Raw genomic sequence first — 22,904 nt, forward strand, 5'->3', positions numbered from 1 at the left:
CCATTTCCCATGAGCCGATTTCACCCCCTGACCGTCAAGGATGTACGCAAGGAAACCCATGATGCCGTTTCCATTGCTTTCGATATTCCCGACGACCTGCTAGACGCCTTTCGCTTTACCCAAGGGCAGTACCTGACACTGCGCCGCGACATCGAAGGTGAGGATGTCCGTCGTTCCTACTCGATTTGCACCGGCGTTCACGAACATGAGCTAAGAGTCGCCGTCAAGCTGGTGCCAGGTGGTAGCTTCTCTACCTTTGCCAACCAGCAACTGCAGCCTGGGGAGCAATTGGAAGTAATGCCGCCTCAGGGTAAGTTCTTCGTGCCTCTCGACCCCAGTCGTGAAGGGCACTATCTGGCAGTGACCGCAGGCAGCGGCGTCACCCCCATTATGTCGATTGTTTCCACTACGTTGGAAAGCGAGCCAAAAAGTCGTTTTACGGTGATTTATGGCAACCGCTCCACCACGGGCACACTGTTTCGTGAGCGCTTGCAGGATCTCAAGGATCGCTATCTCGAACGCCTCAATATCATCTATGTGTTTAGCCGCGAGCAGCATGAAATCGATCTTTACAACGGTCGTATCGACGCCGATAAGTGCAACGCCCTGTTTGACCGCTGGGTAGACGTGCCCAAGCTCGACGCCGCGTTTATCTGTGGCCCGCACGAGATGACCGAGATCGTGCGCGACGTCCTGAGCCAACATGGAATGCCAAAGGAGAAGGTGCACTTTGAGCTGTTCACTACTGGCTTGCCAACAGCAGGTGCCAAACGCCGCCAGGCGGCCAGAGCCGATCAGCTTGAGGCTGAAACTTCACATATCAAGGTAATTATCGACGGCCGCACTATCGAATATAACCTGCCCCGCAATACCCAGAATATTCTTGACGCGAGTAACGAACACGGCGCCGACCTGCCGTTCTCATGTAAGGCCGGCGTGTGCTCCACCTGTAAGTCAAAAGTGATTGAAGGTGAGGTGGAAATGGACGCCAACTACGCCCTGGAAGATTACGAAATAGATGCCGGCTACGTACTGTCCTGCCAGTGCTACCCGATCAGCAGCAAGGTTGTGCTCGATTTTGACGAGGTATAACCCCTAGCCCACCTACTTCCAAGCCGGCGACCTCGTCGGCTTTGTTTATCCTTATACCCACAAGACAGGCGGGAGAACACACAATGCCAGTTTTGCAAAGTTACATCGCAGGCCAGTGGTTCGGACAAACCGAGTCCAAAGCCCTTATCAGCGCTATTAACGGCACCACCGTTGCGCATACCCACCAAGAAGAGATCAATTTCCGCGAAGCAGTGGCGTACGCCCGCAACACCGGTGTGAAGAACATTCTGGCACTGGATTTCCAGCAGCGTGCCGCCATTCTTAAGGCGCTGGCCGCCTATATCCAAGAGCGTAAGCGTGAGCTCTATGCCATCTCTCACCATACCGGCTGCACCAAGGCCGACTCCTGGATCGACATCGACGGTGGTTTTGGCACCCTATTCACTTACGCTTCCACTGGTCGTAAAGAATTGCCCTCCGGCAATGTGGCCCACGAAGGCCCAGTGGCACAATTAGGCAAAGAGAACCACTTTAACGGTACCCACATTCTGGTACCCCGCCGCGGCGTCTCGGTACATATTAATGCGTTCAACTTTCCTATCTGGGGTATGTTGGAGAAGTTCGCGCCCGCTTTTCTGGCAGGCATGCCGTGTATCTTTAAACCGGCCACTGCGACGAGCTATCTAACCGAAGCCGCTGTGCGCGTCATCAACGATTCGGGCCTGCTACCAGAGGGTGCACTGCAACTGGTGATTGGTGGAGCCGGCGACCTACTCGACCATCTGGATGAGCAGGACTTTGTCACCTTTACCGGCTCGGCAAGCACCGCCCTAATGCTGAAAAGCCATCCGAACATCATGGCCAAGAGCATTCCGTTCAACGCCGAAGCAGACTCACTCAACAGCGCGATTATGGCGCCAGATATTAGCCCGCAAGACGCCGAGTTCGAGATCTTTGCCAAAGAAGTCGTTAAAGAGATGACCGCCAAGTCAGGCCAGAAATGTACCGCGATCCGGCGCATTTTAGTGCCCGCCGAGCATCTCGATGCATTGGCAGACACAATCACGGCACGCCTTGCCAACATCGTGGTTGGCGACCCTCACCAAGAAGGCGTGCGCATGGGGGCACTCTCTTCCCGTGACCAGTTGAGAGACGTTAATCATGCGATCGAACAGCTGCTAGAAACCAGTGAGTGCGTCTTTGGCAGAGACGGCAGCTTCAAACCTGTTGGCCAGGAGGTGGAAAACGGCGCGTTCATCTCTCCTCACTTACTGATCAACCGCCAGCCACTGAACGACGGCGGCGCCCACGACATTGAAGCTTTCGGTCCCGTCGCCACGCTAATGCCCTATCGCGGCATTGACGAAGCCTTGACTATCGCCGCTAAGGGCAAGGGTAGCTTGGTAACCACGCTGACCACCAAAGACCCCGCTATTGCTGCTGAAATGATCCCTGTACTGGCCGCCCAGCATGGACGCCTGCAGATTTTGGATGCCCAGGCAGCTAAGGAGTCCACTGGTCACGGCTCTCCGCTACCGATGCTTAAGCATGGCGGACCCGGCCGCGCAGGCGGTGGCGAGGAGCTTGGTGGCATTCGTGCTGTTCACCACTACCTACAACGCACCGCTATCCAGGGCTCTCCGACCATGCTCGCGGCAGTCACAGGGGAGTATGTACGTGGCGCGAAAGTGATCGAGAACGATATCCATCCGTTCCGCCGCCATTTCGATGACCTGCAGGTTGGCGAGTCGCTGTTAACCCACCGCCGCACCGTTACTGAAGCCGACATCGTCAATTTTGGCTGCCTGTCCGGCGACCACTTCTACATGCACTTCGACGACATTGCCGCCAAAGAGACCCAATTTGGCCAACGCATTGCCCACGGCTACTTTGTGCTGTCGGCAGCCGCTGGCTTGTTCGTTTACCCAGGCGAAGGTCCCGTACTGGCGAACTACGGCCTGGATACGCTGCGCTTTATTACGCCGGTGCTGGTTGGCGACACCATCCGCGCCCGCCTCACCTGTAAGCGTAAGATTGACCAGGGTCGAGCATCTCCCGACGGCCACCCGCAAGGCGTGGTGATGTGGGACGTGGCAGTGACCAATCAACATGATGAACTAGTCGCCAGCTACGACATCTTGACGCTGGTCGCTAAACGGCAGTAACGGCTCAGCCGATAAACCTGACAAACAAGTAAACAACAAAAAACGGATGACAGGGCGTACGCTCTGTCATCCGTTTGTTTAGCGAGGAGCTTAATAGAACCGTATTAATAACGTCGTTTTAATACATCAGTCGCGGTAGGAAAAGCACGATCGCAGGGAAGATAAGCACTAACAGTGCGCGTATCGTTCCCGCAACCCAAAACGGGGTCACTCCGCGGAAGATCGTGCCTGTAGATACATCCGGCAATACGGCTCGCAATACGAACACGTTCATACCGACGGGAGGTGTTATCAGGCTAATCTCAATGACGATAACGACCAGAATGCCAAACCACACCAAGTCGTAACCCAGCCCCGCGACGACCGGGAAAAATACCGGTACGGTGAGCAGCAGCATCGACATGCTTTCAAACACACAACCCAGTACGACATAGATTGCGATAATCACCAAAATGACCACAAAAGGCGCAACATTCAGGCCATTAACCAATGCCAGCAGGTCGCCAGGCAGTCCCGCACGGTTGATAAAGTTGGCGAAAATCAGCGCCGTTAGCACCACAGCAAACAGCATCGCAGTGGTACGCACAGTGTCCATTAACACGTTCATTAACACTTGTGGAGTCAGCGCCCGACGCATTAGCGCGATTAAGAAAGCGCCCATTGCACCGATACCGGCTGCTTCCGTAGGTGTAAACACCCCTAGATAAATACCGCCAATCACGAGTACAAACAGTGCTAGCGTACTGCCGACGCTTTTGAGTGCCTTGACCCGTTCTGACCATGGCACTTTCTCTGCCGCAGGGCCAGCGGAGGGGTCACGCCAAAGCACCCACTTGATGGCGCCAATATAAAGAAAGATGCCAAGAATGCCGGGGATAAAACCAGCGGCAAAAAGCTCGCGAATACTGGTTTCGGTCAAGATCCCATAAATCACTAGCATGACGCTGGGCGGTATCAAAATGCCCAAGGTGCCACCCGCCGCGATGGAAGCGGCAGCCAGTGAATCCTTATAGCCATATTTGCGCATTTGCGGCATGGCGACTCGGCCCATAGTGGCACAAGTTGCTAAGCTCGATCCGCATATCGCGCTAAAACCACCGCAAGCGACGATGGTCGCCATTGCCTGACCACCCTTGCGGTGACCTAGAAAACCATTTGAGGCTCGAAACAGGGCATCAGATAGGCCTGCATGAGAAACAAAGTTGCCCATGAGAATGAACAATGGAATCACCGACAGGCCATAATCCATGGCGGTATCAACTACTCGGCGCGCCGCCATTGCTTCGGCCGCATTCCAGTTGCCCGTTAATAGATAGAACCCTGCGAAACCAACGATTCCCATCGCGAACGCCAGCGGCACACGCAAGAATACGAGTATCAGCAATACTGCGAAACCGTACAACGCCTCAGTCATGGGACTCTCCTTTGCTCAACGGGCCACCTTTTTCGATTACCTTTAGCCCTTCAAGCAGATAAAAAGCGGCTCGGATAAGAGTCAGGAGTGCTGAAAGTGCGAGTATGATGGCGATCAGCCCGATCAGATAGCCATAGGGAATACGCAAAAACTCCGTCACATCTCCCCATGAAAAAGCTCGCTCTGCCAGCGCCCATACACGTTGCGCCATTACCCAAAGAGCCGCCGTTACGATCAGATTGACGATCACCTCACGTAGCCAGATAAATTTTGCAGGGAACACCGCATCAAGCAGGTCAACACTGACATGCTCTTGTCGCCAACAAACGACTGGCAGCGACAGAAATACCAATGCCGCCAACATCAGCTGGGTTAATTCAACAGCACCTAGAATGGGGGAATTAAAAAAGTAGCGGCCGCCTACGTCAGCAGTGGTCAACAGCATCATGCCAAAGAGGGTAGCGCCAGCCACCCCCTCTAACATCAGCTGCAGAACCCGACTAACGCGCGTAGCACGTGCCATTTGGGTTTGCATGGTCACTCTCCAACTAGCGCCAGTGGGGGTTACTGTGTGTCGTCTGGTAGTGATTCGCCAGACACAAATTCATCTGGTACCAGGCTACTGACGCTCTCTTCTTCCGCTGCAGCAACAAGCTGCTCACGATAGAACTCGATAGCGGCCATCGCATCAACGTTGCGGTTTTCTGAAACAGACTCAGCCCACTCAGCGATCATGCTGTCACTCATGCTTTTCAGCGTATTGAGATCTTCATCGCCGAGTTCGGTAAAGGTATGACCAAGCTCTTCGGCAAAGTCGACGCCCCGGACATCCACGACATCCATCATGTAACCAAACAGGCGAGACAACCGCTCACCAGAGACGGACTCAACGGCTTCACGATCTTCGGGCGACATTTCATCCCAGATCATCGGATTGACAACGATAGTGAAGCTGCCGCGGTAGAAACCGCCGTCTACCGTGAGGGTATAGGGGAAAATCTCTGCGACACGGAAGCTACGCAGCCCTTCTGGAACAAGCATGGCTCCATCGATAACGCCCTGAGAACCCGCTTCATAAACGCCTGTGGGCGGCAAGGCGACACCGGTTAGCTCTAGGGCATTGGAGAGATCCCCCATCACGCCACCGCCAACGCGAATACGCTTGCCCTTAAGGTCTTCTAAGGTTTCATACTGCTCGCTGCTGAAGATCCAGCCAGGCCCGTGGACACCAGCAGCCACAACATCTACGCCACGGTGTTCACCCGCGGCTGCCAAGTACTCTTGGTGTGTGTGCCAATAGGCACTGGAGGCATTTTCTGACGAAAATTCTTGAAAGGTAGGAAACTCCGGCAGCTTGGTTAACTGAAAGCGGCCAGTGTTATAGCCATGAAAAACCCAGGTGGCATCAGCGATACCATCAGCGACCATCTCCATTTGTGACGCTGGGGGCCCCATGTCATGTATCACTTCTACTGTTACACGGCCTTCTGTGGCTTCTTCAATCCACGCTTTCCAGGTTGGCCAAACGATGGTGTTAATGCCGTGATTGGGGCCTGCCCAGGTACTCACGGTGATGGTCGTTTGGGCCAAGGCGGTAGTGCTCAGCGTTGCGGCGGCGATAGCGCCAATCATCAGGTTTGTTGTTTTATTCACTTTTCTTTCCTCTGGTCGTCACGAAGTCGAAGCGCAAAACATGATACTTTATTTTTATCTTTTTAAAATCTAGTGAATCACGTTATTTATCACAATGCCTACAGATACCTGGGTCATGCAACAACCCATCGACCAATAGATGCTAATACTTAAGTATCAAACTCCATATAGTTCTTAATTTACAGATATTTATTTTTACAAAAGCAGCCTCTCTGAGTCACTATCAATGGCTATTGGGGAATAATTTTTAACCTAGCCTTTTGTTACACAAATCACATTTTCTTGCCCATCAATGACACACCAGTGACGACAGGGGTGTCGATATAGGGGTATCGACATAGGGATATCGACATAGAGGTATCTTCTGCCATCTTGGCTTGTCTGTAGGGTGTCACGCTGTTAACCAATTCTCTCCAACTGCCGCTCAAGCTTGCGCATGGTATTGAGCAAGTCACGATATTCACCAACGCTGAGGGTAGACACTAGGTCGGCTTCCCACGCCTGCGCTTCGGGCACGAGTTGATTAAGTAGCGCTTGCCCTACCTCGGTCAGATGTAAGTCATGCAGTCGCTGATCTTGCTGGGATGGCGTGCGGCTTATCAGCCCACGCTCTTCCAGCGACTGAATAGCCCGAGACACGCGCGCCTTATCCATATTGGTGTAGGCACACACCTTCTTAGCGGTTAAATCATCACAGTGGCTAAGCCACGCAAGTACACGCCACTGAGCAATATTGAGGTCATAAGACTCGGCATAAAGCTTCTCTAGCGCCTGGCTGATTCGGTCAGCTAAACGGTTAAGTTGGTAGGGTAAAAACTGGTTGAGATCCAGCTCTGCCCTGGCTGAAGACTCCAGAGGAGTATCGCTTGCTGCTTTATCCATCGTCATTGTGCTTCTCCTAGAGCCACCGCTTAATCAGGGGGTGATGATAAAAATCAGCACCATAGCTGGGAATATAGACACCAGCAACGCGCCTATCATACTGACCACCTTGAGGAAGAGAGTCCTCTTGGCTCCATTCAATAACGCTATTTCAACTAAAACGACTCACCGTTTACTGGCCTTTATCAACCAAAAATGTCATCAGCGTTAGGTTGCCAATGCTCAGGGCAAGCCCTGTCAGCATTAGCCAGAACAGTGCCGATAGATACTCTCTTATGCAACTAATTTGCTGATTTTAATTATTATACTTAGGTATTATATTGCAATAATCATCTGATTCATTGGGATTTATTGTCGATTTCATGCACAAGAACGGCTGACTCGCCTATAGAGCGCTGGACATTTAGTTTCATTAGAAACTATCCTCATGGCATACAACAATCCAATAAACAGCTGAACCACCCTGTTAGCACTGGAGATACCATGAGTAAGAAATTCGCGTCCCATGCCGATACCGAAGAGAAACAGATCAGTTTCACTAAGCTGGCAGAGGGGCTCTATGCTTACACGGCTGAAGGTGACCCCAATACGGGCATAGTGATTGGCGATGACAGCGTAATGGTCATCGACACCCAGGCAACGCCGATCATGGCCCAGGACGTTATCCGCCGTATCCGCGAGGTGACTGACCTACCGATTAAGCATGTGGTCATGACCCATTACCATGCCGTGCGTGTTCTCGGCGCATCCGCATACGATGCCGAGAATATCTACGCGAGCCAGAGCACCTATGACCTGATTGTCGAGCGTGGTCAGCAAGATTATGAGTCCGAGGTTGGCCGCTTCCCCCGCTTGTTCAAAGGGGTCGATTCTGTGCCTGGCCTGACTTGGCCAACCATCGTCTTCCAGGAAAAGCTGACGGTGTTTATGGGTGAGCGTGAGGTGCAGATCATTCATCTTGGCCGTGGACACACCAAGGGCGACACCGTCGTCTGGTTACCGAAAGAAAAAGTCATGTTTTCCGGTGACCTCGTTGAGTATGGCGCCACCCCTTATACCGGTGATGCTTACCACGAGGACTGGCCTGCTACGCTCGATCGCCTACAGGCCATGCAGCCCCAGAAACTGGTACCCGGCCGTGGCGATGCGTTGCAAACTGCCGAACAGTGTCAGGAAGCCATTCAGGGCACCCGCGACTTCTTGAGCGATATGTATGGCAGCGTCAAAGCAGGCAAAGCAGCGGGTAAATCACTCTCCGAGTGCTACGCCGAGACCTACGCGGTTCTGAAGCCTAAGTATGGCCACTGGGTCATCTTTGATCACTGCGTGCCTTTCGATATCACTCGCTGCTACGACGAAGCAGGTGGCGAATATCCAGATCCACGTATCTGGACGGCAGAGCGCGATACTGCCATGTGGCACTCCCTGCAGGACGCCGTCGAAAATCAGTAAGTGCTAACTAGAGACACCCACTGATCATGCCCAGCTGTCGGGTGTCATTCACCCGACAGCTGCAGGGGAGTAATAGATGCCAACAACCTATAAAAATCCTGTCTATCCTTACCGACGCCCGCCTGAGCTTGATGTTCAAGATGTTCGCCATTATCCGGTGGTGATTGTCGGTGCCGGACCTAGCGGCCTCGCCGCCGCTATCGATTTGGCTCAGCAAGGCATTCACTCGATTGTCCTGGACGACAACAATACCGTTAGCGTGGGGTCGCGGGCATTGTGCTTTGCCAAGCGTTCACTGGAAATTATTGACCGTTTAGGCTGCGTCGAGCCGATGCTTGAAAAAGGCGTCACTTGGCAACATGGCCGCGTCTTTTTCCAAGACCGCGAAGTCTATGACTTCAACCTGCTGCCAGAAGATGGCCACCGCATTCCCGCTTTTATTAACTTGCAGCAGTATTACTTTGAAGAGTTTCTGGTCAATCGCGCTCACGACTTTGCTGAGCAAATTGATCTGCGCTGGAAACATAAGGTCATTGATGTTGATGCTCAGCCTGATAGCACCGCCATCAAGGTGTCGACTCAGGATGGTGACTACTCACTGACCTGTGACTATCTGCTTGTTTCGGATGGTGCCAACAGCCGCATCCGCGACATGCTAGGCCTTGACTGCAAAGGCCAGGTATTTCAAGACCGCTTCCTGATTGCGGATGTGGTGATGAAGGCTGATTTCCCGACAGAGCGCTGGTTTTGGTTTGATCCGCCCTTCCATCCCAATCAATCGGTGCTGCTGCACAAAGAACCCGACAATGTGTGGCGTATCGACTTCCAGCTAGGCTGGGACGCTGACCCGGAAGAAGAAAAGAAAGAAGAGAACATTCGCCCGCGCGTGCAGGCGATGCTTGGCCCGGACGTGGAGTTTGAGCTTGAGTGGGCCAGTGTCTACACCTTTCGCTGCCGCAAGATGGATAACTTCATTCATCACAGCGTGATATTTATGGGCGACGCAGCTCATCAGGTATCCCCCTTTGGCGCCAGAGGTGCCAACGGCGCCCTCCAGGGTGTGGAGAACTTAGCCTGGAAACTAGCGCGTGTTCTCAAAGCCCAGGCGCCAAAAACACTCTTGTCCACGTATAACACCGAGCGCCAGCACGGTGCGACAGAAAACCTGCTTAACTCTACTCGCGCCACCGACTTTATTACCCCGAAGAGCCATATCAGCAAGGTATTCCGCGATGTGACGCTGGAGCTGGCGGAGAAACATGCCTTCGCACGTAGCCTAGTCAACAGCGGCCGCCTTTCCATGCCGTGTCGCTACGATAGCTCACCGCTTAATACGCCCGATGTTGATGGTGGCCCAAGCGAACTGCGCCCTGGTAGCTCGGCTAAGGACGCCCCCATTCGCCTGGGCGAGCAGAACGCTTGGCTACTCAACCAGTTTGGTAATGGTTTTGTACTGCTACTCGATGGCCGTCTTGATGACGGTCACGCCACTGCGCCGTTAAGAGAGCTAAGCGAGCTGTTAGATCGCCACACTGACTTACGCCTTGTGGTGGTTGGCCCAGCTCCGGATGAGTTTGGCGCTCTACCGCGCACCACCGTGATAGACGATACCGAAGGGCTAGTGACGCAACGCTACGGCCTCAAAGCTGGTGGCGGATACCTTATCCGTCCTGACCAGCACGTTACTGCTCGCTGGCACACCGTCACTGCCCACCAGGTTGAAGATGCATTAGACCGCGCGCTGGGCGTTTATCTTGCGGGTACCGCTGACACGACCTTTCAGGAGCGTTGCCATGCCAAGGCTTGAATTAAATCCCAACTTCACTGATCCGGACGCCTTTTACGCGGCACTCACCGCGCTACATCGCAACCGCAGCGAGGCAGAGAGTGAGCGCATCAATGCCCGTTTGATCTTGTTACTGGCTAATCATATCGGCGATCAAACCGTGCTAGAAGCAGCCATTTCCCATGCGGTGGGTGATGGTGATTAATCGCCGCGTCTATGTTTATAAGTCTTAGATTTATTTAAGTAACGTCCAAACACAGCAGGTCTTAACAATGACTGAACAATTGCAATATCAGAACGGTTTCCATAACCACTTTTCAAGCGAAGCGCTGCCGGGTGCACTGCCAATTGGGCAAAACTCACCGCAAAAGTGTGCTTACGGCTTATATGCTGAACAACTCACTGGTTCCGCATTCACTGCGCCTCGGCATCAAAACTTTCGTAGCTGGCTTTATCGCATTCGCCCTTCAGTTGTTCAGAGCGCGTATCAGCCACTGGAAAATAGCAACGTACACACATCCCCATTAGAGAAGCCAGCGGCGGACCCCAACCAAATGCGCTGGGACCCGGTTGCGATACCGGATGCACCGACTGACTTTATCGATGGCCTGTTTACCATTGCAGTGAACGGGGATGCGGCCACTCAGGCCGGTGTGGGTGTGCATGTTTATACGTTCAATGCAGACATGACTGAACGCTTTTTCTACAACGCAGATGGCGAACTGCTCTTCGTTCCGCAGATGGGGGCTATTCGTCTACGCACCGAGTTTGGTGAACTCGAGATTGATAACGGTGAGATTGCCGTTATTCCTCGCGGCGTGAAGTTCCAAGTGCGTAAAGCACAGGGTGTTGACGCTGCGCGGGGGTATATTTGTGAGAACTACGGCAGCCCTCTAGAACTACCCGGCCTCGGCCCCATTGGGGCTAACGGTTTAGCCAACCCGCGAGACTTCCAAAGCCCGGTGGCAGCCTATGAAGACCTGGAAGGTGATTATCGCTTAGTCGCTAAGTTCTCTGGTCGCTTCTGGGAAACAAAGCTCAACCATTCGCCGTTAGATGTGGTGGCGTGGCACGGCAACTGCGCGCCGTATAAATATAATCTCGCCAACTTCAACACCATCAACACAGTGAGCTTCGACCACCCGGATCCGTCAATCTTCACCGTATTAACGTCCCCCTCCGATACGCCGGGAATGGCCAATCTTGATTTTGTGATTTTCCCGCCGCGCTGGATGGTTGCCGAGAACACTTTCAGACCGCCCTGGTTCCATCGCAACCTGATGAGCGAGTTTATGGGGCTTATTCATGGCGAGTACGATGCGAAAGCAGAAGGCTTTACTCCAGGCGGTGCCAGCCTGCACAACTCAATGTCACCCCACGGCCCGGATGCTGAGACATTTGAGAAAGCTTCCAACGCGGAGCTGAAGCCACACTTCATAGGCGATACATTGGCCTTCATGTTTGAAAGCCGCTACTTATTCCACCCAACCCCTGCGGCTCTGGAGGCTGACTTCCGCCAACGTGACTATGTGGATGTTTGGTCAACGCTGCGTTCGCACTTCAACCCAAACCAGCCGTAAAACTTATCGCCCCCTGACGACAAGGATTGAATGCCCATGAAACTTGCAACACTTAACAAAGGCCGCGATGGCGAACTTATCATCGTCTCTCGCGACCTCGCCCGTGCCGTAAGCGCTGTTGATATTGCTCCCACACTTCAAGCGGCCCTTGAAAGCTGGGAAGCCGTTAGCCCTCAGCTTGAAGAACGCTATGGGCAGCTAAACAATGGCAATGCCGACGGTGCTTTTGAGCTTGACCAGCGTGCGCTTCACTCCCCGTTACCGCGTGCCTATCAGTGGGCCGACGGCTCCGCCTATCTAAACCATGTCCAGCTGGTACGTCAGGCGCGTAACGCTGAGATGCCCGAAACCTTCTGGACCGATCCGCTTATGTACCAGGGGGGTAGCGACTGCTTCCTGGCGCCCACCGAAGATATCGAAGCGGTCAGTGAAGAGCATGGCATCGACTTTGAAGGTGAGATCGCGGTTATTACCGATGACGTGCCGATGGCCGTCACTCCCGAGGAAGCCGCCAAGCACATTAAACTGGTGATGCTGGTCAACGATGTCAGCCTGCGCGGCCTCATTCCAGGCGAGCTGGCGAAGGGCTTCGGCTTTTTCCAAGCCAAGCCCGCCTCTGCTTTCTCGCCCATCGCGGTGACTCCAGACGAACTGGGCGATGCTTGGCAAGAAGGCAAAGTGCACCTGCCGCTGACCGTGCACCTGAATGATGAGAAGTTTGGCGAGCCAGAAGCGGGTCCCGATATGATTTTCAGCTTTCCACAGCTGGTTGCCCATGCGGCCAAGACCCGCTACCTCGGCGCGGGCGCTGTGATTGGTTCGGGTACTGTTTCCAACCCAGACCCCGATGGCGGCCCTGGAAAGCCGGTGGCTGACGGCGGCGTAGGCTATAGCTGCTTGGCCGAAGTGCGCATGGTCGAGCAGATACTCTACGGCCAGGTAAAAACTCCCTTTATGCGCTTTGGCGACCGGGTGCGCATCGAGATGTTTGACCGAGATGGCAACAACATATTTGGTACCATCGATCAGCAAGTCGTGAAGTATCAGCCCAAATAAAGCCAACACAAGGAAGGTAACATGACGACGCTTTACGGCTATTTCCGCTCGTCGGCTGCTTACCGGGTGCGGATCGCCTTAAACCTGAAAGGCCTGGACTACGATCAGGTTCCGATCAACTTGGTGAAAGGCGAGCAGCGGGGTGGTGACCATCTGGCGCGCAACCCTCAGGGAATGGTGCCTAGCTTAGTGCTGGATGATAACTCAGTGATCAACCAGTCACTGGCGATCTGTGAGTATCTCGATGAGCGACACCCCAAGCCTGCGCTGCTACCGGCGGATGCCCTAGCGCGCGCAAGAGTTCGTGCACTTGCCCAGTCGGTCGCTTGCGAGATTCATCCGCTCAATAACCTGCGGGTGCTCAAGTATCTCGTCGGTGAACTAGGGGTGGATGAGGCGGCCAAGTTAGCATGGTATCGCCATTGGATTACCGAGGGCTTCTCAGCCCTGGAAGCGACGCTCTCTACTGACCCCAGCAGCGGCGACTTTTGCCATGGCGACACCCCTACGCTTGCGGATATCTGCCTGATTCCCCAGGTGTATAACGCAGAGCGCTTCGAGTGCGATTTGTCAGCCTACCCGACGATCCAGCGCATCGCTGCCAATTGTCGTGCGCTGCCAGCTTTCGAAAAAGCCGCCCCCGAGGCACAGCCTGACGCCAACTAAGCTGAAGCCAAGCCAAATAAAGCGGTACGATTAAGTTATACTAAGCAGGCTAACATAAGCGGGCGTCTTTCCACTCGGGAAGGCGCCCGACTCGTGTCCGAAGGGGCATCACATCCAACCAAAAGGAGTTAAGGGGTGCTAAAGCTGCCCTCTACCGCCACCGTCGTGGCACTGGCCGCGGTGACTGCACTTGGCCCGCTGGCGACGGATATGTACTTGCCAGCCATGCCCGCGATGGCAGACGCGCTGAATACTGGCCCAGACCGAATACAGCTGACCCTTAGCCTCTATATGGCTGGATTCGCTCTGGCCCAACTAGTGTGCGGGCCAATCTCTGATCGCTTTGGCCGCCGACCGGTGATGATCGCGGGTTTATCGCTGTTTCTCGCTGCGAGCTTACTGTGTGCATGGGCGCCTAGCGTCGAGTGGTTGCTGGTAGGCCGCTTCCTGCAGGCCTTCGGCGGTGCTGCTGGACCGGTATTAGCACGGGCATCGGTGCGTGATATTCATGGCCCGATCGAGGCTGGGCGCATTCTCTCTTATATGGCAAGCACGATGGCCCTCGCCCCTGCTCTGGCACCCGTGGTGGGCGCAGGGTTACTGCTGTTTTTTGGCTGGGAATCGGTGTTCGTGGTGCTAGCGCTCTACGCGGCAGTGATGCTGGCGGTGCTGATCTTTATGCTACCCGAGCCGTTGGCGCAGGAGCGACGGCAATCGATCCACCCGAAAGCAGTACTGGCTAACTTCCGCTTACTACTGACTCAGCGTGCCTTTATCGGCTACACCTTGGTGAATGCTGCCGCGTTCTCCGGGCTGTTCGCGTACCTTTCGGGCTCATCTTTTGTGCTCATCGAATACCTGGGTGTCGCGCCTACGTTGTATGGCGTGCTGTTCACGCTGATTGTCGCGGGCTTCTTCGTCGGTACTCTGGTCAGCGGCCGCTATAGCCACCGCCTAGGTCGTGATCGCCTTGTTACCCTGGGCAGCGTAATCTGCGCCACTGGGGGCGTCGTCATGGCGGGCTTGGCCACCGTTGGCGTTCATCATCCTTGGGCAGTAGTGGGGCCGCATATGGTGTTCATGCTGGGGGTCGGCATTTTGATGCCACAAACAATGGCCGGGGCACTAGCGCCCAACCCTCAATGTGCGGGAGCAGCGTCTTCTTTGTTTGGTTTTCTGCAAATGACGATTGCCGCTGTGGTAGGCGGATTAGTCGGGCAATTCCACGACGGCAGCTCGCGCACCATGGCCTTGACGATCGGCCTGATGGGGCTGCTCGCCCTGCTAAGCCACTGGCTGCTGGTACGCCGCCGAAAAGAGGCTTAGCTGAATCACTGTCTCGCTACCTAGCAAAAGGCCACGCATTGCGTGGCCTTTTTTACCTATATTGAGTTGCCTTAAGCGGCTTCGACAGCGATGGTCTTCGAGCGCCCTTCACGTAGCTCCTTCAACAACGTCTCGCGGCGCTCGCTGGCTTTCTCAGCGGCAGCTTCACGGACTGGTCCGAAACCACGAATCTCTTCCGGCAGCTTAGCAAGCGCTATGGCCGTGGCGTGATTTGTGCCATCAAGACGAACCACTAACTCATCGATCAACTGCTCATAGTCAGCCAATAAAGCGCGGTCGAGTTTGCGATCAGCGCTGAAGCGGAAAGGGTCAAGCGCGGTGTTGCGCAAACCGCGCAGCTTGGCCAACGCGCCCATTGCCTTCAGCACCCAAGGGCCAAAACGACGCTTCACCGGACGCCCTTGGGCATCTTTGCGCCCACCCAGCAGCGGCGGCGCCAAATGGAAGGTTAGCTGGTAATCACCCGAGAACGTTGCTTTGACCTCATCCAGAAAATCGCTCTGGGTGTAAAGGCGCGCCACTTCATACTCATCTTTATACGCCATCAAGCGATAAAGCTGATGGGCGACGGCTTCACTCAACGATTGGCTACCTTTTAGCGCGGTTTCTGCTTCACGCACTTTCGTTACTTGAGTAACGTAACGCTCAGCCCAGGTACGGTTCTGATAGCGCTCCAGGTGGCGGCTGTTACGCGCAACTACATCGTCCAGTGTGGCATTCGCGGACAGGGGTAGCGTATCCAAATGCTGCTGAAGGTAGTCGGGCTCCACCGCAGCCAAACGACCCCAGGCAAATGCCTGACGGTTCTTCTCCACAGCGACGCCGTTTAGCTCCAGAGCACGCTGCAGCGCAGGTTCAGAAAGCGGCACCAACCCCTGTTGCCAGGCAAACCCCAGCATCATCATATTGGAAAACACCGTATCGCCCAGCAGCTGTTCGGCTAGGCGATTGGCATCCAGGGAAGCAAAGCGTTCCTCGCCTACCGCTTCACGCAACATATTAAGGCGCTTACTGGGCTGCATATCCGCATCGCGATAAAGGACATAATCCGCCGTGGCTAGCTCGGCCAGATTCGCCACGATACGCGTGGTCGGCTGCAGCACATTCAGCGCTTTCTGCGAACTCGCCACCACCATATCGCAAGCGATCATCGCATCGGCCTGGCCAGCTTCGATACGTACTTGATTCAGCTCACTGGGCTGTGATGCCAGACGCACATAGCTCAGTACCGCCCCGCCTTTTTGCGCAAACCCCATAAAGTCGAGCACGCTGCTGCCCTTGCCTTCCAGGTGAGCTGCCATGGTGATCAGCTGCCCAACGGTCACCACGCCCGTGCCTCCAACGCCTCCCACCAGCAAGTCGTAAGGAGCCGTTAAAGTGGCAATCGCAGGGGTTGGCAAATGCGCTATACGTTGCCAAAAGGCATTATCTGCCGTGACGCCCTGGCCTTTACGCAACCCACCACCTTCAACCGTAACAAAACTAGGACAGAAGCCGCTGACGCAGGACATATCCTTGTTGCAGGACGACTGATCGATTTTGCGCTTGCGGCCTAGTTCGGTCTCACGTGGCACCACCGATAAACAGTTGGACTGCACAGAACAATCACCACAACCTTCGCAAACATGATGGTTAATGAACACCCGGCGGGCGGGGTCTTCCATCAAACCACGCTTGCGCCGACGGCGCTTTTCAGCCGCGCATGCCTGGTCATAAATCAACACGGTGCAACCTGGAATTTCGCGCAGCTCACGTTGCAGCGTGTCCATCTCTTCGCGCCCGTGGAAGGTTACCTGCTTAGGAAACTCCTTTTCATGCCCGCGGTATTTTTCGGGCTCATCACTGACCACCACTACCCGACGAACACCTTCATCCAGCGACTGCCGGGCGATCATCGGCACGTTGATTTGCCCATCCACGGGTTGACCGCCCGTCATGGCAACCGCATCGTTGAACAGGATTTTATAGGTAATATTGACGTTGGCAGCCACTGCCTGACGCACCGCCATTGACCCCGAGTGAAACCAGGTGCCTTCGCCTAAGTTCTGGAAAATATGGCCATTGCCGGTAAAGCGGCTCTTGCCCACCCAGTTAACGCCTTCGCCGCCCATCTGAATTAAAGATTCGGTGTTGCGGCCCATCCACGACGCCATAAAATGACAGCCGATGCCCGCTAAGGCTTTACTGCCCTCCGGCACCTTGGTCGAGCTGTTGTGTGGGCAACCGGAGCAGAAATACGGCATGCGGCGTACACCACCGAGCTCTTTCACGCCTGCTTGGCAAGCATCAACAGTTGCCAGCTTGTCGCTAAAATCAATGTTGAAAAAGCGCGCTAAACGCTCGGCGACAAAGCCTGCCAAGAGGCGCGGGCCCAGCTCTCCAACAAAGGGAATCAACGGTTTGCCAGTTTCATCCTGCTTGCCGGTCACGATGACCTCGCCTGGATGGTCGGGTTCCGACATGTACTCCTTCAACTGGCTTTCAATAATGCCGCGCTTCTCTTCAATGACCAGCACTTCGCGCTTGCCATGAATAAACTCAAGAATGCCGGGGCGATGGAGCGGCCACACCATCCCGACTTTGTATATTTCCACCCCCAATTCACGCAGCTTCGCTTCATCCAGCCCTAATAAACGCAGCGCCTCAAGTAAATCCAGGTGGCCCTTGCCTGTGGTAACCAGCCCAAACGTCGCCTGTTCTTGGCGAAATAAATACTGATCAATCGGGTTGGCGGTGGCAAACGCCTGAACGGCGGCCAGCTTGTGTTCAAGGCGAGTCTCAAGCTGCGGCCCCGGCAGGTCCGGCCAGCGATAGTGCAGCCCGCCTTCCGGCATTTCGAAATCCGGCGTGACATATTCCGGCAAAGGTGGCACGTCCACCGATGCGCCACTCTCTACGGTTTCGGAAACGGCTTTGAAACCCACCCAGCAACCCGAGAAGCGTGAAAGTGCATAACCCCATAGCCCAAAGCGCTCGTATTCCGCCAATGAGGCAGGGCTTACAACCGGCATAAACCAGGCCATAAAGGCGACATCCGACTGGTGTGGCATGGAGGACGACACACACCCATGGTCATCACCCGCGACCACCAGCACACCGCCAGTCGGTGAGCTGCCATAGGCATTACCGTGCTTTAACGCATCGCCCGCGCGATCAACGCCTGGCCCTTTGCCGTACCACATGCCGAAGACACCTTCGACTTGTCGCTCAGGATCTGTCTCTACCTGTTGGCAACCAAGCATCATGGTAGCGGCCAGGTCTTCGTTGATCGCAGGGACAAAATCGATGTGATGCGCTTCCATAGCGGCTTTCGCCCGCCAAATTTCTTGGTCTACACCGCCTAAGGGCGAGCCACGATAGCCACTGATAAGCCCTGCCGTTTGGCGGCCATTGTGGCGATCAAGCTCGGCTTGGCGTAAGGCGATGCGTACCAATGCCTGGGTGCCAGTAAGAAAAATACGGCCTTCGCCGCGGCTATAGCGGTCGGCCAGCTGGTAATTATCGAGTGCGATCTCGAGAGGCTGGGTAATAGAACCCGCCTGCTCAGCAATTGAGGGGGTTGTCATGAGAGTTCACCAGTACGGTTGAAGAGTTATGGTTGTAATACATCTGAGTCTAGCCAAGAGCGCACTAAAGGTGCTTGCTAATTAGCTCTTCAAACGTCTGGTTATTAATCATTACTTTCATTTTTTTAGCTTTGACGCAATGATATTCAACAAACCACAAATAAATGAAATGACACCATGAAAGAAGCAACCAAAGAAATCACTTTAGACAGGCATGATCAGCGCATTCTCACCCTGCTTCAGCAACAGGGGCGCATTACCAACAATGAGCTCGCCGAACAGATCGGGCTCTCCCCCGCTGCCTGCTGGCGACGCGTAAAAGCCCTGGAAGAGAGTGGCGTTATCCGCCGCTTTGCAGCGTTGGTGGAACCCAGCCTAGTGGGCCAACCACTATCAGCACTGGTCATGGTGACGTTGGTTCGCCACCACATCGACAATACCGTCGAGTTCGAAAATCGCATTCTGCAATATCCAGAAGTGCTGCAGTGCTATGCCACCACCGGCAACGCCGATTTCGTACTGCGGGTAGTGATCGAGGACATGGCGGCTTATGACAGATTTCTGAATGAAAAACTCTTCACCTTGGAGGGCATTTCCCAGGTCAGCTCCAATTTCGTGCTGCGTAATATCAAAGAAGAGACCGCTATCCCGATTCGTTGAATCAGCCGATTGAAACCACTAAGCCTTACTGTCCGTTAGAGCGAACCTCCAAAACTTTAAAAATTAAGACTTAAGTATCAATTCAATCAACTTTAAATTAGTTGCTATTGAAACTATCCAAAGGCAAGGTAAGCGTTGTAACTTACGCCACCTGAAAAGGCGCCACTTGCTCGGTGTTAGGCGTTACCAATAACAACACAGACGTTAATAACGTCGTTTTGGAGTTTCCGCATGAAACAACCAGCTCGCTTACTCGTGGGAGCTATCGCGCTTTCCAGCATGGCGTTCAGCATGTCTTCATTTGCTCAGGCAACGATCACCGTGAGCACGTGGGGTGGGCCGAATCACGGTATTAATACCATTGTTTGGCCGACCTGGAAGGCGTGGATAGAGGAAGCCACGGATGACCGTGTTACGGTAGAAGTGGTGCATGACATGGGGCCTCCTCCCGCACAAATGGAGATCGTTGCTGATGGCATTGCAGACGCCAGCTGGATTTTTCACGCCCATATGGCGGGTCGTTTTCTAGCCACGCAGCTACCTGAGTTCCCCACCTTTGAGGAGTTCTCTTCAGAAGATGCTTCGGCTGCCTATTGGCACACCCACCAAGAGTATTTGCAGCAAGCCAATGAGCACCGTGGTGTTGATGTCGTTGCGATGGGCGTACACGGGCCAGGGCAAATATTTACCCGTGACCAAATAAGCTCCATCGATGAGCTTGCTGGCAAACGGCTGCGCGTGGGCGGCGGCGTGATGAGTGGTTTAGCCGAGGCAATGTCAGTGACCGGGGTCTCCATTCCTCCGACAGGCACCTACGAAGCAGCTTCCCAGGGCGTTGTCGACGGCGCGATGCTAACACTTGAGAGCTTGCGCAGCTTCCGCGTGGCTGAAGTGGCTCCGCACACCCTTACCGTAGACGGCGGTTTCTATCGCGGCAGCTTTGCGATTGTTATGAACCCGATGTTCTGGGACCAAGTGTCGGACGAAGACCGCGCGGCGATTGAAAGCGTATCGGGTGAGCGGCTTTCACGCTTGTTTGGCTATATGATGGATGTTTCCGACCAGCGCGGCGTTGAATTTGGTGAAGAGAATGACGCAACCTTTACCCAAGCATCGGCACAAGACATTGACTACCTGAGGGGCGTTGCTAGCAACTTACAGGATGCCTGGAGTGAGTCGATAAAGAGTCGTGGTGTTGACGCGCCTGCCGCACTTGCCTTCTTTCATGAACAGTTAGTCAATGCAGCGGCCGAAGAGCGTATCGAAGCGAGTGTTGTTAGTCCCTGAGCCGCTAGATTAGCTGCTCTCGCCGCTGTATAATAGGCGGCGAGAGCAGCACTCACATGCTGATGACGCCCTATAAGCAGCTGCTTTTCTATCATCTTCCCCCACTTTCACCTCCACCCACCCTCTGTTTCACTTGAAACCAACTTGATCCGCATCAAGATAGTTTATCTCTCGTCGGTTGATACTGATGTCATCATCAAGAATCGCCGAGGGAGATTGACCATGGATACTGCCCAGCACACCGATACCACCTCTTGGTGGGGGCGCCTCACAGAGCGCTGCTATACAGCATCAACCACGACGTTAGCCCGCAACATAAAGCAGCAAGCAGGCGCTAGCTATGATGCACTGATCAATGACCTGGAAAGACCGCTAGAACCAGGCTTTGAGCAGGCAGTGGCAAGGCAGCTAGCAGCAGGCCAACCCGCTCATTTCAGCCCAGCCAACACCCTAATGCCAGTTATGCTGCAGCGCTTCGGTATCAGGGAGAGTGCTCTTAAGGAGAGTATGCTGAAGGAACACGGTTTTGCTGACTATCGTGCGCTGCGTGACACCTGCAACGCCTGCGCAGCCGTTGGCGATTGTTGGAAAGCAATGCGAGCAAGTGCTGAGCTTGATGAGTGCCGTCGCTTATGCCCTAACGCCAATGCCTTTGATGCGTTAGCGGCACGCTAATACAAAGCGCTCCCATCGACTAGCGATGGGAGCGCTTAGGTAGCTTACGACGCTTGGTGACGCAGGCGCGGGCTAGCCAACTCGCCCACCACGGTAATAACCACCAGCAGGGCTAGCAACCACGGCCACTGAGTACCTATCTGGAGGGTAGCGAGGCCCAGCGCATCGATGAAAATTAACACGATGCCTAACGGGCTAACGTAACGCACCATAAACAGCCACAGTGTGTGCTGGGTACGGGAGAGTCCTAGTTCTTCCCTGAATAGTTCAGTACGCAGCAGGAAGCCTGCCATCAGTGCCGTACCTAAACCACCTAGTGGCATCATCCAGCGGGAGGTCAGGTAATCCAGCCAGTCGAAGAAAGTACGGCCTGCCACCGTCCAGTCTGCGCCCACATTGAACGACAGCATTGCCAAGGTGCTCACCAGCCACAGTACGATGCCCACACCCCAGGATGCCCGTTTACGCGTCATCCCTTTACTGGCAACGAGCCAAGCCACTGTCGCTTCGATCATTGAGATCGACGACGTAAGTGCGGCCATTGATAGCATCACGAAGAACAGCACACCAAACAAGGTGCCAAACGGCATTGCTTGGAAGGCCAGCGGTAAGCTCATGAAAATCAATCCTGGCCCTTGGCCGGGATTCATTCCGTTAGCGAAAATAATCGGGAAAATAGCCAAGCCAGCCATCAGCGCGACAACGGTATCAGCAATGGCGACACTGAATGTCGTGCGTGCAATGGAGTGCCCTTCTGGCAGGTAAGAGCCGTAGGTAAGAATGGCACCAGACGCGAGCGACAAGGTAAAGAAGGCATGCCCCAGTGCGGCTAAGAGCCCTTCACTGCTTAACCCTTCGGCATTGAAAGAAAACAGAAAAGACCAAGCTTCGGCAAAGCCACCAGAAAAAGCACCGTAGCCGATCAGTATGCCCAGCATGATCACCATGCCTGGCATCATCCAACTGACACTCTTTTCAATGCCTGCTTGTACGCCTTTGCCGACGATGAACATGGTCAGCACCGTCACTAGCGTGCTCCAGGCACCTAACGTGAAAGGATTGGCATTATTAGCGGCAAAAATTGCCGCCATCTCATCGACACTATTACCGGCTAGCCCGCCGCTCAGCAGTTTCCACAGATAGGAAAATGACCAGCCAGCGACCACCACGTAGAACGACAGAATCATGAAACCACACAGCATGGCCATCCAGCCAAAAATCGACCAGAAACTGCCGCGCCCCGATTCATGCACCACTCGACGGATAGCATCAATCGGGCTGCCCCTGCCACGACGCCCGAAGCTGATTTCAGCCATCATGATAGGTACACCTACCGCCAATATGCAGGCCAAATAGACCAGCACAAAAGCGCCACCTCCGAATTCGCCAGTAATGTAAGGAAACTTCCAGATATTACCCAGACCCACTGCCGAACCAGTGGCTGCTAGCACAAACCCCCAGCGGCCCAGCCACAGTGTTTTGGGGGGCGTATTTGTCATTGTCATTGGGAAACCTTATAAATTTATATTGTTTTTTAGGCTATTTATTATGAGCAGCTAGAACAGCTACTTAAGAGCGATTAACTGCCCATAAAAGCCAACCAACTGCGGTCAATCAGTTATAAAGAGCAATCTATAAAGAGTCTAGGGAGATAGCCATAGG

Annotated in this window: 18 protein-coding genes; 12 read left to right on the forward strand and 6 right to left on the reverse strand. The window is 54.2% G+C overall.

The window, feature by feature from the left end; all coding sequences use genetic code 11:
• Window positions 1-9 precede the first annotated feature (9 nt).
• Window positions 10-1,092: a 1,2-phenylacetyl-CoA epoxidase subunit PaaE gene (gene paaE, locus IR195_RS18600; protein ID WP_206048292.1), complete on the forward strand. Its 1,083-nt coding sequence runs from the start codon at window positions 10-12 to the stop codon at window positions 1,090-1,092.
• An 83-nt stretch (window positions 1,093-1,175) separates the two neighbouring features.
• Entirely contained in the window at window positions 1,176-3,218 is a 2,043-nt protein-coding gene (gene paaZ, locus IR195_RS18605) for a phenylacetic acid degradation bifunctional protein PaaZ (RefSeq protein WP_125752426.1), read from the forward strand.
• 118 nt (window positions 3,219-3,336) lie between these two features.
• Here the strand turns inward: paaZ and IR195_RS18610 are convergent, their stop codons facing one another.
• The 4 genes from IR195_RS18610 to IR195_RS18625 all read right to left on the reverse strand — a co-directional run bounded on the left by IR195_RS18610 (window position 3,337) and on the right by IR195_RS18625 (window position 7,173).
• A complete protein-coding gene (locus IR195_RS18610) occupies window positions 3,337-4,632 on the reverse strand; it encodes a TRAP transporter large permease (RefSeq protein ID WP_125752429.1) in 1,296 nt (431 codons plus the stop codon).
• Window positions 4,625-5,167: a TRAP transporter small permease gene (locus IR195_RS18615; protein ID WP_206048293.1), complete on the reverse strand. Its 543-nt coding sequence runs from the start codon at window positions 5,165-5,167 to the stop codon at window positions 4,625-4,627. Before IR195_RS18615 ends, IR195_RS18610 begins: the two co-directional genes overlap by 8 nt.
• Before the next feature lie 29 nt (window positions 5,168-5,196).
• The gene (locus IR195_RS18620; protein ID WP_206048294.1) at window positions 5,197-6,285 is read right to left on the reverse strand and encodes a TRAP transporter substrate-binding protein; all 1,089 of its coding nucleotides are present in this window, start codon (window positions 6,283-6,285) and stop codon (window positions 5,197-5,199) included.
• Window positions 6,286-6,684: 399 nt separating this feature from the next.
• A complete protein-coding gene (locus IR195_RS18625) occupies window positions 6,685-7,173 on the reverse strand; it encodes a MarR family winged helix-turn-helix transcriptional regulator (RefSeq protein WP_125752439.1) in 489 nt (162 codons plus the stop codon).
• A 477-nt stretch (window positions 7,174-7,650) separates the two neighbouring features.
• Between IR195_RS18625 and IR195_RS18630 the strand changes: the two genes are divergently transcribed.
• The 7 genes from IR195_RS18630 (at window position 7,651) to IR195_RS18660 (ending at window position 15,033) form a co-directional block, all read left to right on the forward strand.
• A complete protein-coding gene (locus tag IR195_RS18630; protein ID WP_206048295.1) occupies window positions 7,651-8,619 on the forward strand; it encodes an MBL fold metallo-hydrolase in 969 nt (322 codons plus the stop codon).
• Between the two features lie 76 nt (window positions 8,620-8,695).
• Window positions 8,696-10,426 carry an FAD-dependent oxidoreductase gene (locus tag IR195_RS18635; protein WP_206048296.1) on the forward strand — a complete coding sequence of 577 codons (1,731 nt, stop codon included), beginning with the start codon at window positions 8,696-8,698 and terminating at the stop codon, window positions 10,424-10,426.
• The gene (locus IR195_RS18640; protein ID WP_206048297.1) at window positions 10,413-10,610 is read left to right on the forward strand and encodes a DUF2783 domain-containing protein; all 198 of its coding nucleotides are present in this window, start codon (window positions 10,413-10,415) and stop codon (window positions 10,608-10,610) included. The genes IR195_RS18635 and IR195_RS18640 overlap by 14 nt, the downstream gene beginning before the upstream one ends.
• A gap of 67 nt (window positions 10,611-10,677) precedes the next feature.
• On the forward strand, window positions 10,678-11,985 hold the full coding sequence (hmgA, locus tag IR195_RS18645; RefSeq protein WP_125752445.1) for a homogentisate 1,2-dioxygenase: 1,308 nt from the start codon (window positions 10,678-10,680) through the stop codon (window positions 11,983-11,985).
• Between the two features lie 36 nt (window positions 11,986-12,021).
• Window positions 12,022-13,041: a fumarylacetoacetate hydrolase family protein gene (locus tag IR195_RS18650; RefSeq protein WP_206048298.1), complete on the forward strand. Its 1,020-nt coding sequence runs from the start codon at window positions 12,022-12,024 to the stop codon at window positions 13,039-13,041.
• Window positions 13,042-13,062: 21 nt separating this feature from the next.
• Complete coding sequence (gene maiA / locus IR195_RS18655; RefSeq protein WP_206048299.1) at window positions 13,063-13,707, forward strand: maleylacetoacetate isomerase; 645 nt, start codon at window positions 13,063-13,065, stop codon at window positions 13,705-13,707.
• Window positions 13,708-13,842: 135 nt separating this feature from the next.
• Entirely contained in the window at window positions 13,843-15,033 is a 1,191-nt protein-coding gene (locus IR195_RS18660; RefSeq protein WP_206048300.1) for a multidrug effflux MFS transporter, read from the forward strand.
• 71 nt (window positions 15,034-15,104) lie between these two features.
• Here IR195_RS18660 and IR195_RS18665 read toward each other — a convergent pair whose 3' ends face one another.
• A complete protein-coding gene (locus IR195_RS18665) occupies window positions 15,105-18,620 on the reverse strand; it encodes an indolepyruvate ferredoxin oxidoreductase family protein (RefSeq protein WP_206048301.1) in 3,516 nt (1,171 codons plus the stop codon).
• 177 nt (window positions 18,621-18,797) lie between these two features.
• Between IR195_RS18665 and IR195_RS18670 the strand changes: the two genes are divergently transcribed.
• The 3 genes from IR195_RS18670 (at window position 18,798) to IR195_RS18680 (ending at window position 21,242) form a co-directional block, all read left to right on the forward strand.
• Window positions 18,798-19,280: an Lrp/AsnC family transcriptional regulator gene (locus IR195_RS18670; RefSeq protein WP_120386160.1), complete on the forward strand. Its 483-nt coding sequence runs from the start codon at window positions 18,798-18,800 to the stop codon at window positions 19,278-19,280.
• A gap of 231 nt (window positions 19,281-19,511) precedes the next feature.
• Entirely contained in the window at window positions 19,512-20,567 is a 1,056-nt protein-coding gene (locus IR195_RS18675) for a TRAP transporter substrate-binding protein (protein ID WP_206048302.1), read from the forward strand.
• Between the two features lie 222 nt (window positions 20,568-20,789).
• Window positions 20,790-21,242: a hypothetical protein gene (locus IR195_RS18680; protein WP_125752464.1), complete on the forward strand. Its 453-nt coding sequence runs from the start codon at window positions 20,790-20,792 to the stop codon at window positions 21,240-21,242.
• A 44-nt stretch (window positions 21,243-21,286) separates the two neighbouring features.
• Here the strand turns inward: IR195_RS18680 and IR195_RS18685 are convergent, their stop codons facing one another.
• The gene (locus IR195_RS18685) at window positions 21,287-22,747 is read right to left on the reverse strand and encodes a sodium-dependent transporter (protein WP_422938745.1); all 1,461 of its coding nucleotides are present in this window, start codon (window positions 22,745-22,747) and stop codon (window positions 21,287-21,289) included.
• Window positions 22,748-22,904: the final 157 nt, after the last annotated feature.

It is taken from the genome of Vreelandella venusta, from assembly GCF_015689495.1.
Classification (GTDB): Bacteria; Pseudomonadota; Gammaproteobacteria; order Pseudomonadales; family Halomonadaceae; genus Vreelandella; species Vreelandella venusta.

What these genes read in the sequence shown, in the direction of transcription:
- paaE (WP_206048292.1), top strand. Translation starts at nt 10, where the DNA reads ATGAGCCGATTTCACCCCCTGACCGTCAAGGATGTACGCAAGGAAACC.
- paaZ (WP_125752426.1), top strand. Translation starts at nt 1,176, where the DNA reads ATGCCAGTTTTGCAAAGTTACATCGCAGGCCAGTGGTTCGGACAAACC.
- IR195_RS18610 (WP_125752429.1), bottom strand. Translation starts at nt 4,632, where the DNA reads ATGACTGAGGCGTTGTACGGTTTCGCAGTATTGCTGATACTCGTATTC.
- IR195_RS18615 (WP_206048293.1), bottom strand. Translation starts at nt 5,167, where the DNA reads ATGCAAACCCAAATGGCACGTGCTACGCGCGTTAGTCGGGTTCTGCAG.
- IR195_RS18625 (WP_125752439.1), bottom strand. Translation starts at nt 7,173, where the DNA reads ATGACGATGGATAAAGCAGCAAGCGATACTCCTCTGGAGTCTTCAGCC.
- IR195_RS18630 (WP_206048295.1), top strand. Translation starts at nt 7,651, where the DNA reads ATGAGTAAGAAATTCGCGTCCCATGCCGATACCGAAGAGAAACAGATC.
- IR195_RS18635 (WP_206048296.1), top strand. Translation starts at nt 8,696, where the DNA reads ATGCCAACAACCTATAAAAATCCTGTCTATCCTTACCGACGCCCGCCT.
- IR195_RS18640 (WP_206048297.1), top strand. Translation starts at nt 10,413, where the DNA reads ATGCCAAGGCTTGAATTAAATCCCAACTTCACTGATCCGGACGCCTTT.
- hmgA (WP_125752445.1), top strand. Translation starts at nt 10,678, where the DNA reads ATGACTGAACAATTGCAATATCAGAACGGTTTCCATAACCACTTTTCA.
- IR195_RS18650 (WP_206048298.1), top strand. Translation starts at nt 12,022, where the DNA reads ATGAAACTTGCAACACTTAACAAAGGCCGCGATGGCGAACTTATCATC.
- maiA (WP_206048299.1), top strand. Translation starts at nt 13,063, where the DNA reads ATGACGACGCTTTACGGCTATTTCCGCTCGTCGGCTGCTTACCGGGTG.
- IR195_RS18665 (WP_206048301.1), bottom strand. Translation starts at nt 18,620, where the DNA reads ATGACAACCCCCTCAATTGCTGAGCAGGCGGGTTCTATTACCCAGCCT.
- IR195_RS18670 (WP_120386160.1), top strand. Translation starts at nt 18,798, where the DNA reads ATGAAAGAAGCAACCAAAGAAATCACTTTAGACAGGCATGATCAGCGC.
- IR195_RS18675 (WP_206048302.1), top strand. Translation starts at nt 19,512, where the DNA reads ATGAAACAACCAGCTCGCTTACTCGTGGGAGCTATCGCGCTTTCCAGC.
- IR195_RS18680 (WP_125752464.1), top strand. Translation starts at nt 20,790, where the DNA reads ATGGATACTGCCCAGCACACCGATACCACCTCTTGGTGGGGGCGCCTC.
- IR195_RS18685 (WP_422938745.1), bottom strand. Translation starts at nt 22,747, where the DNA reads ATGACAATGACAAATACGCCCCCCAAAACACTGTGGCTGGGCCGCTGG.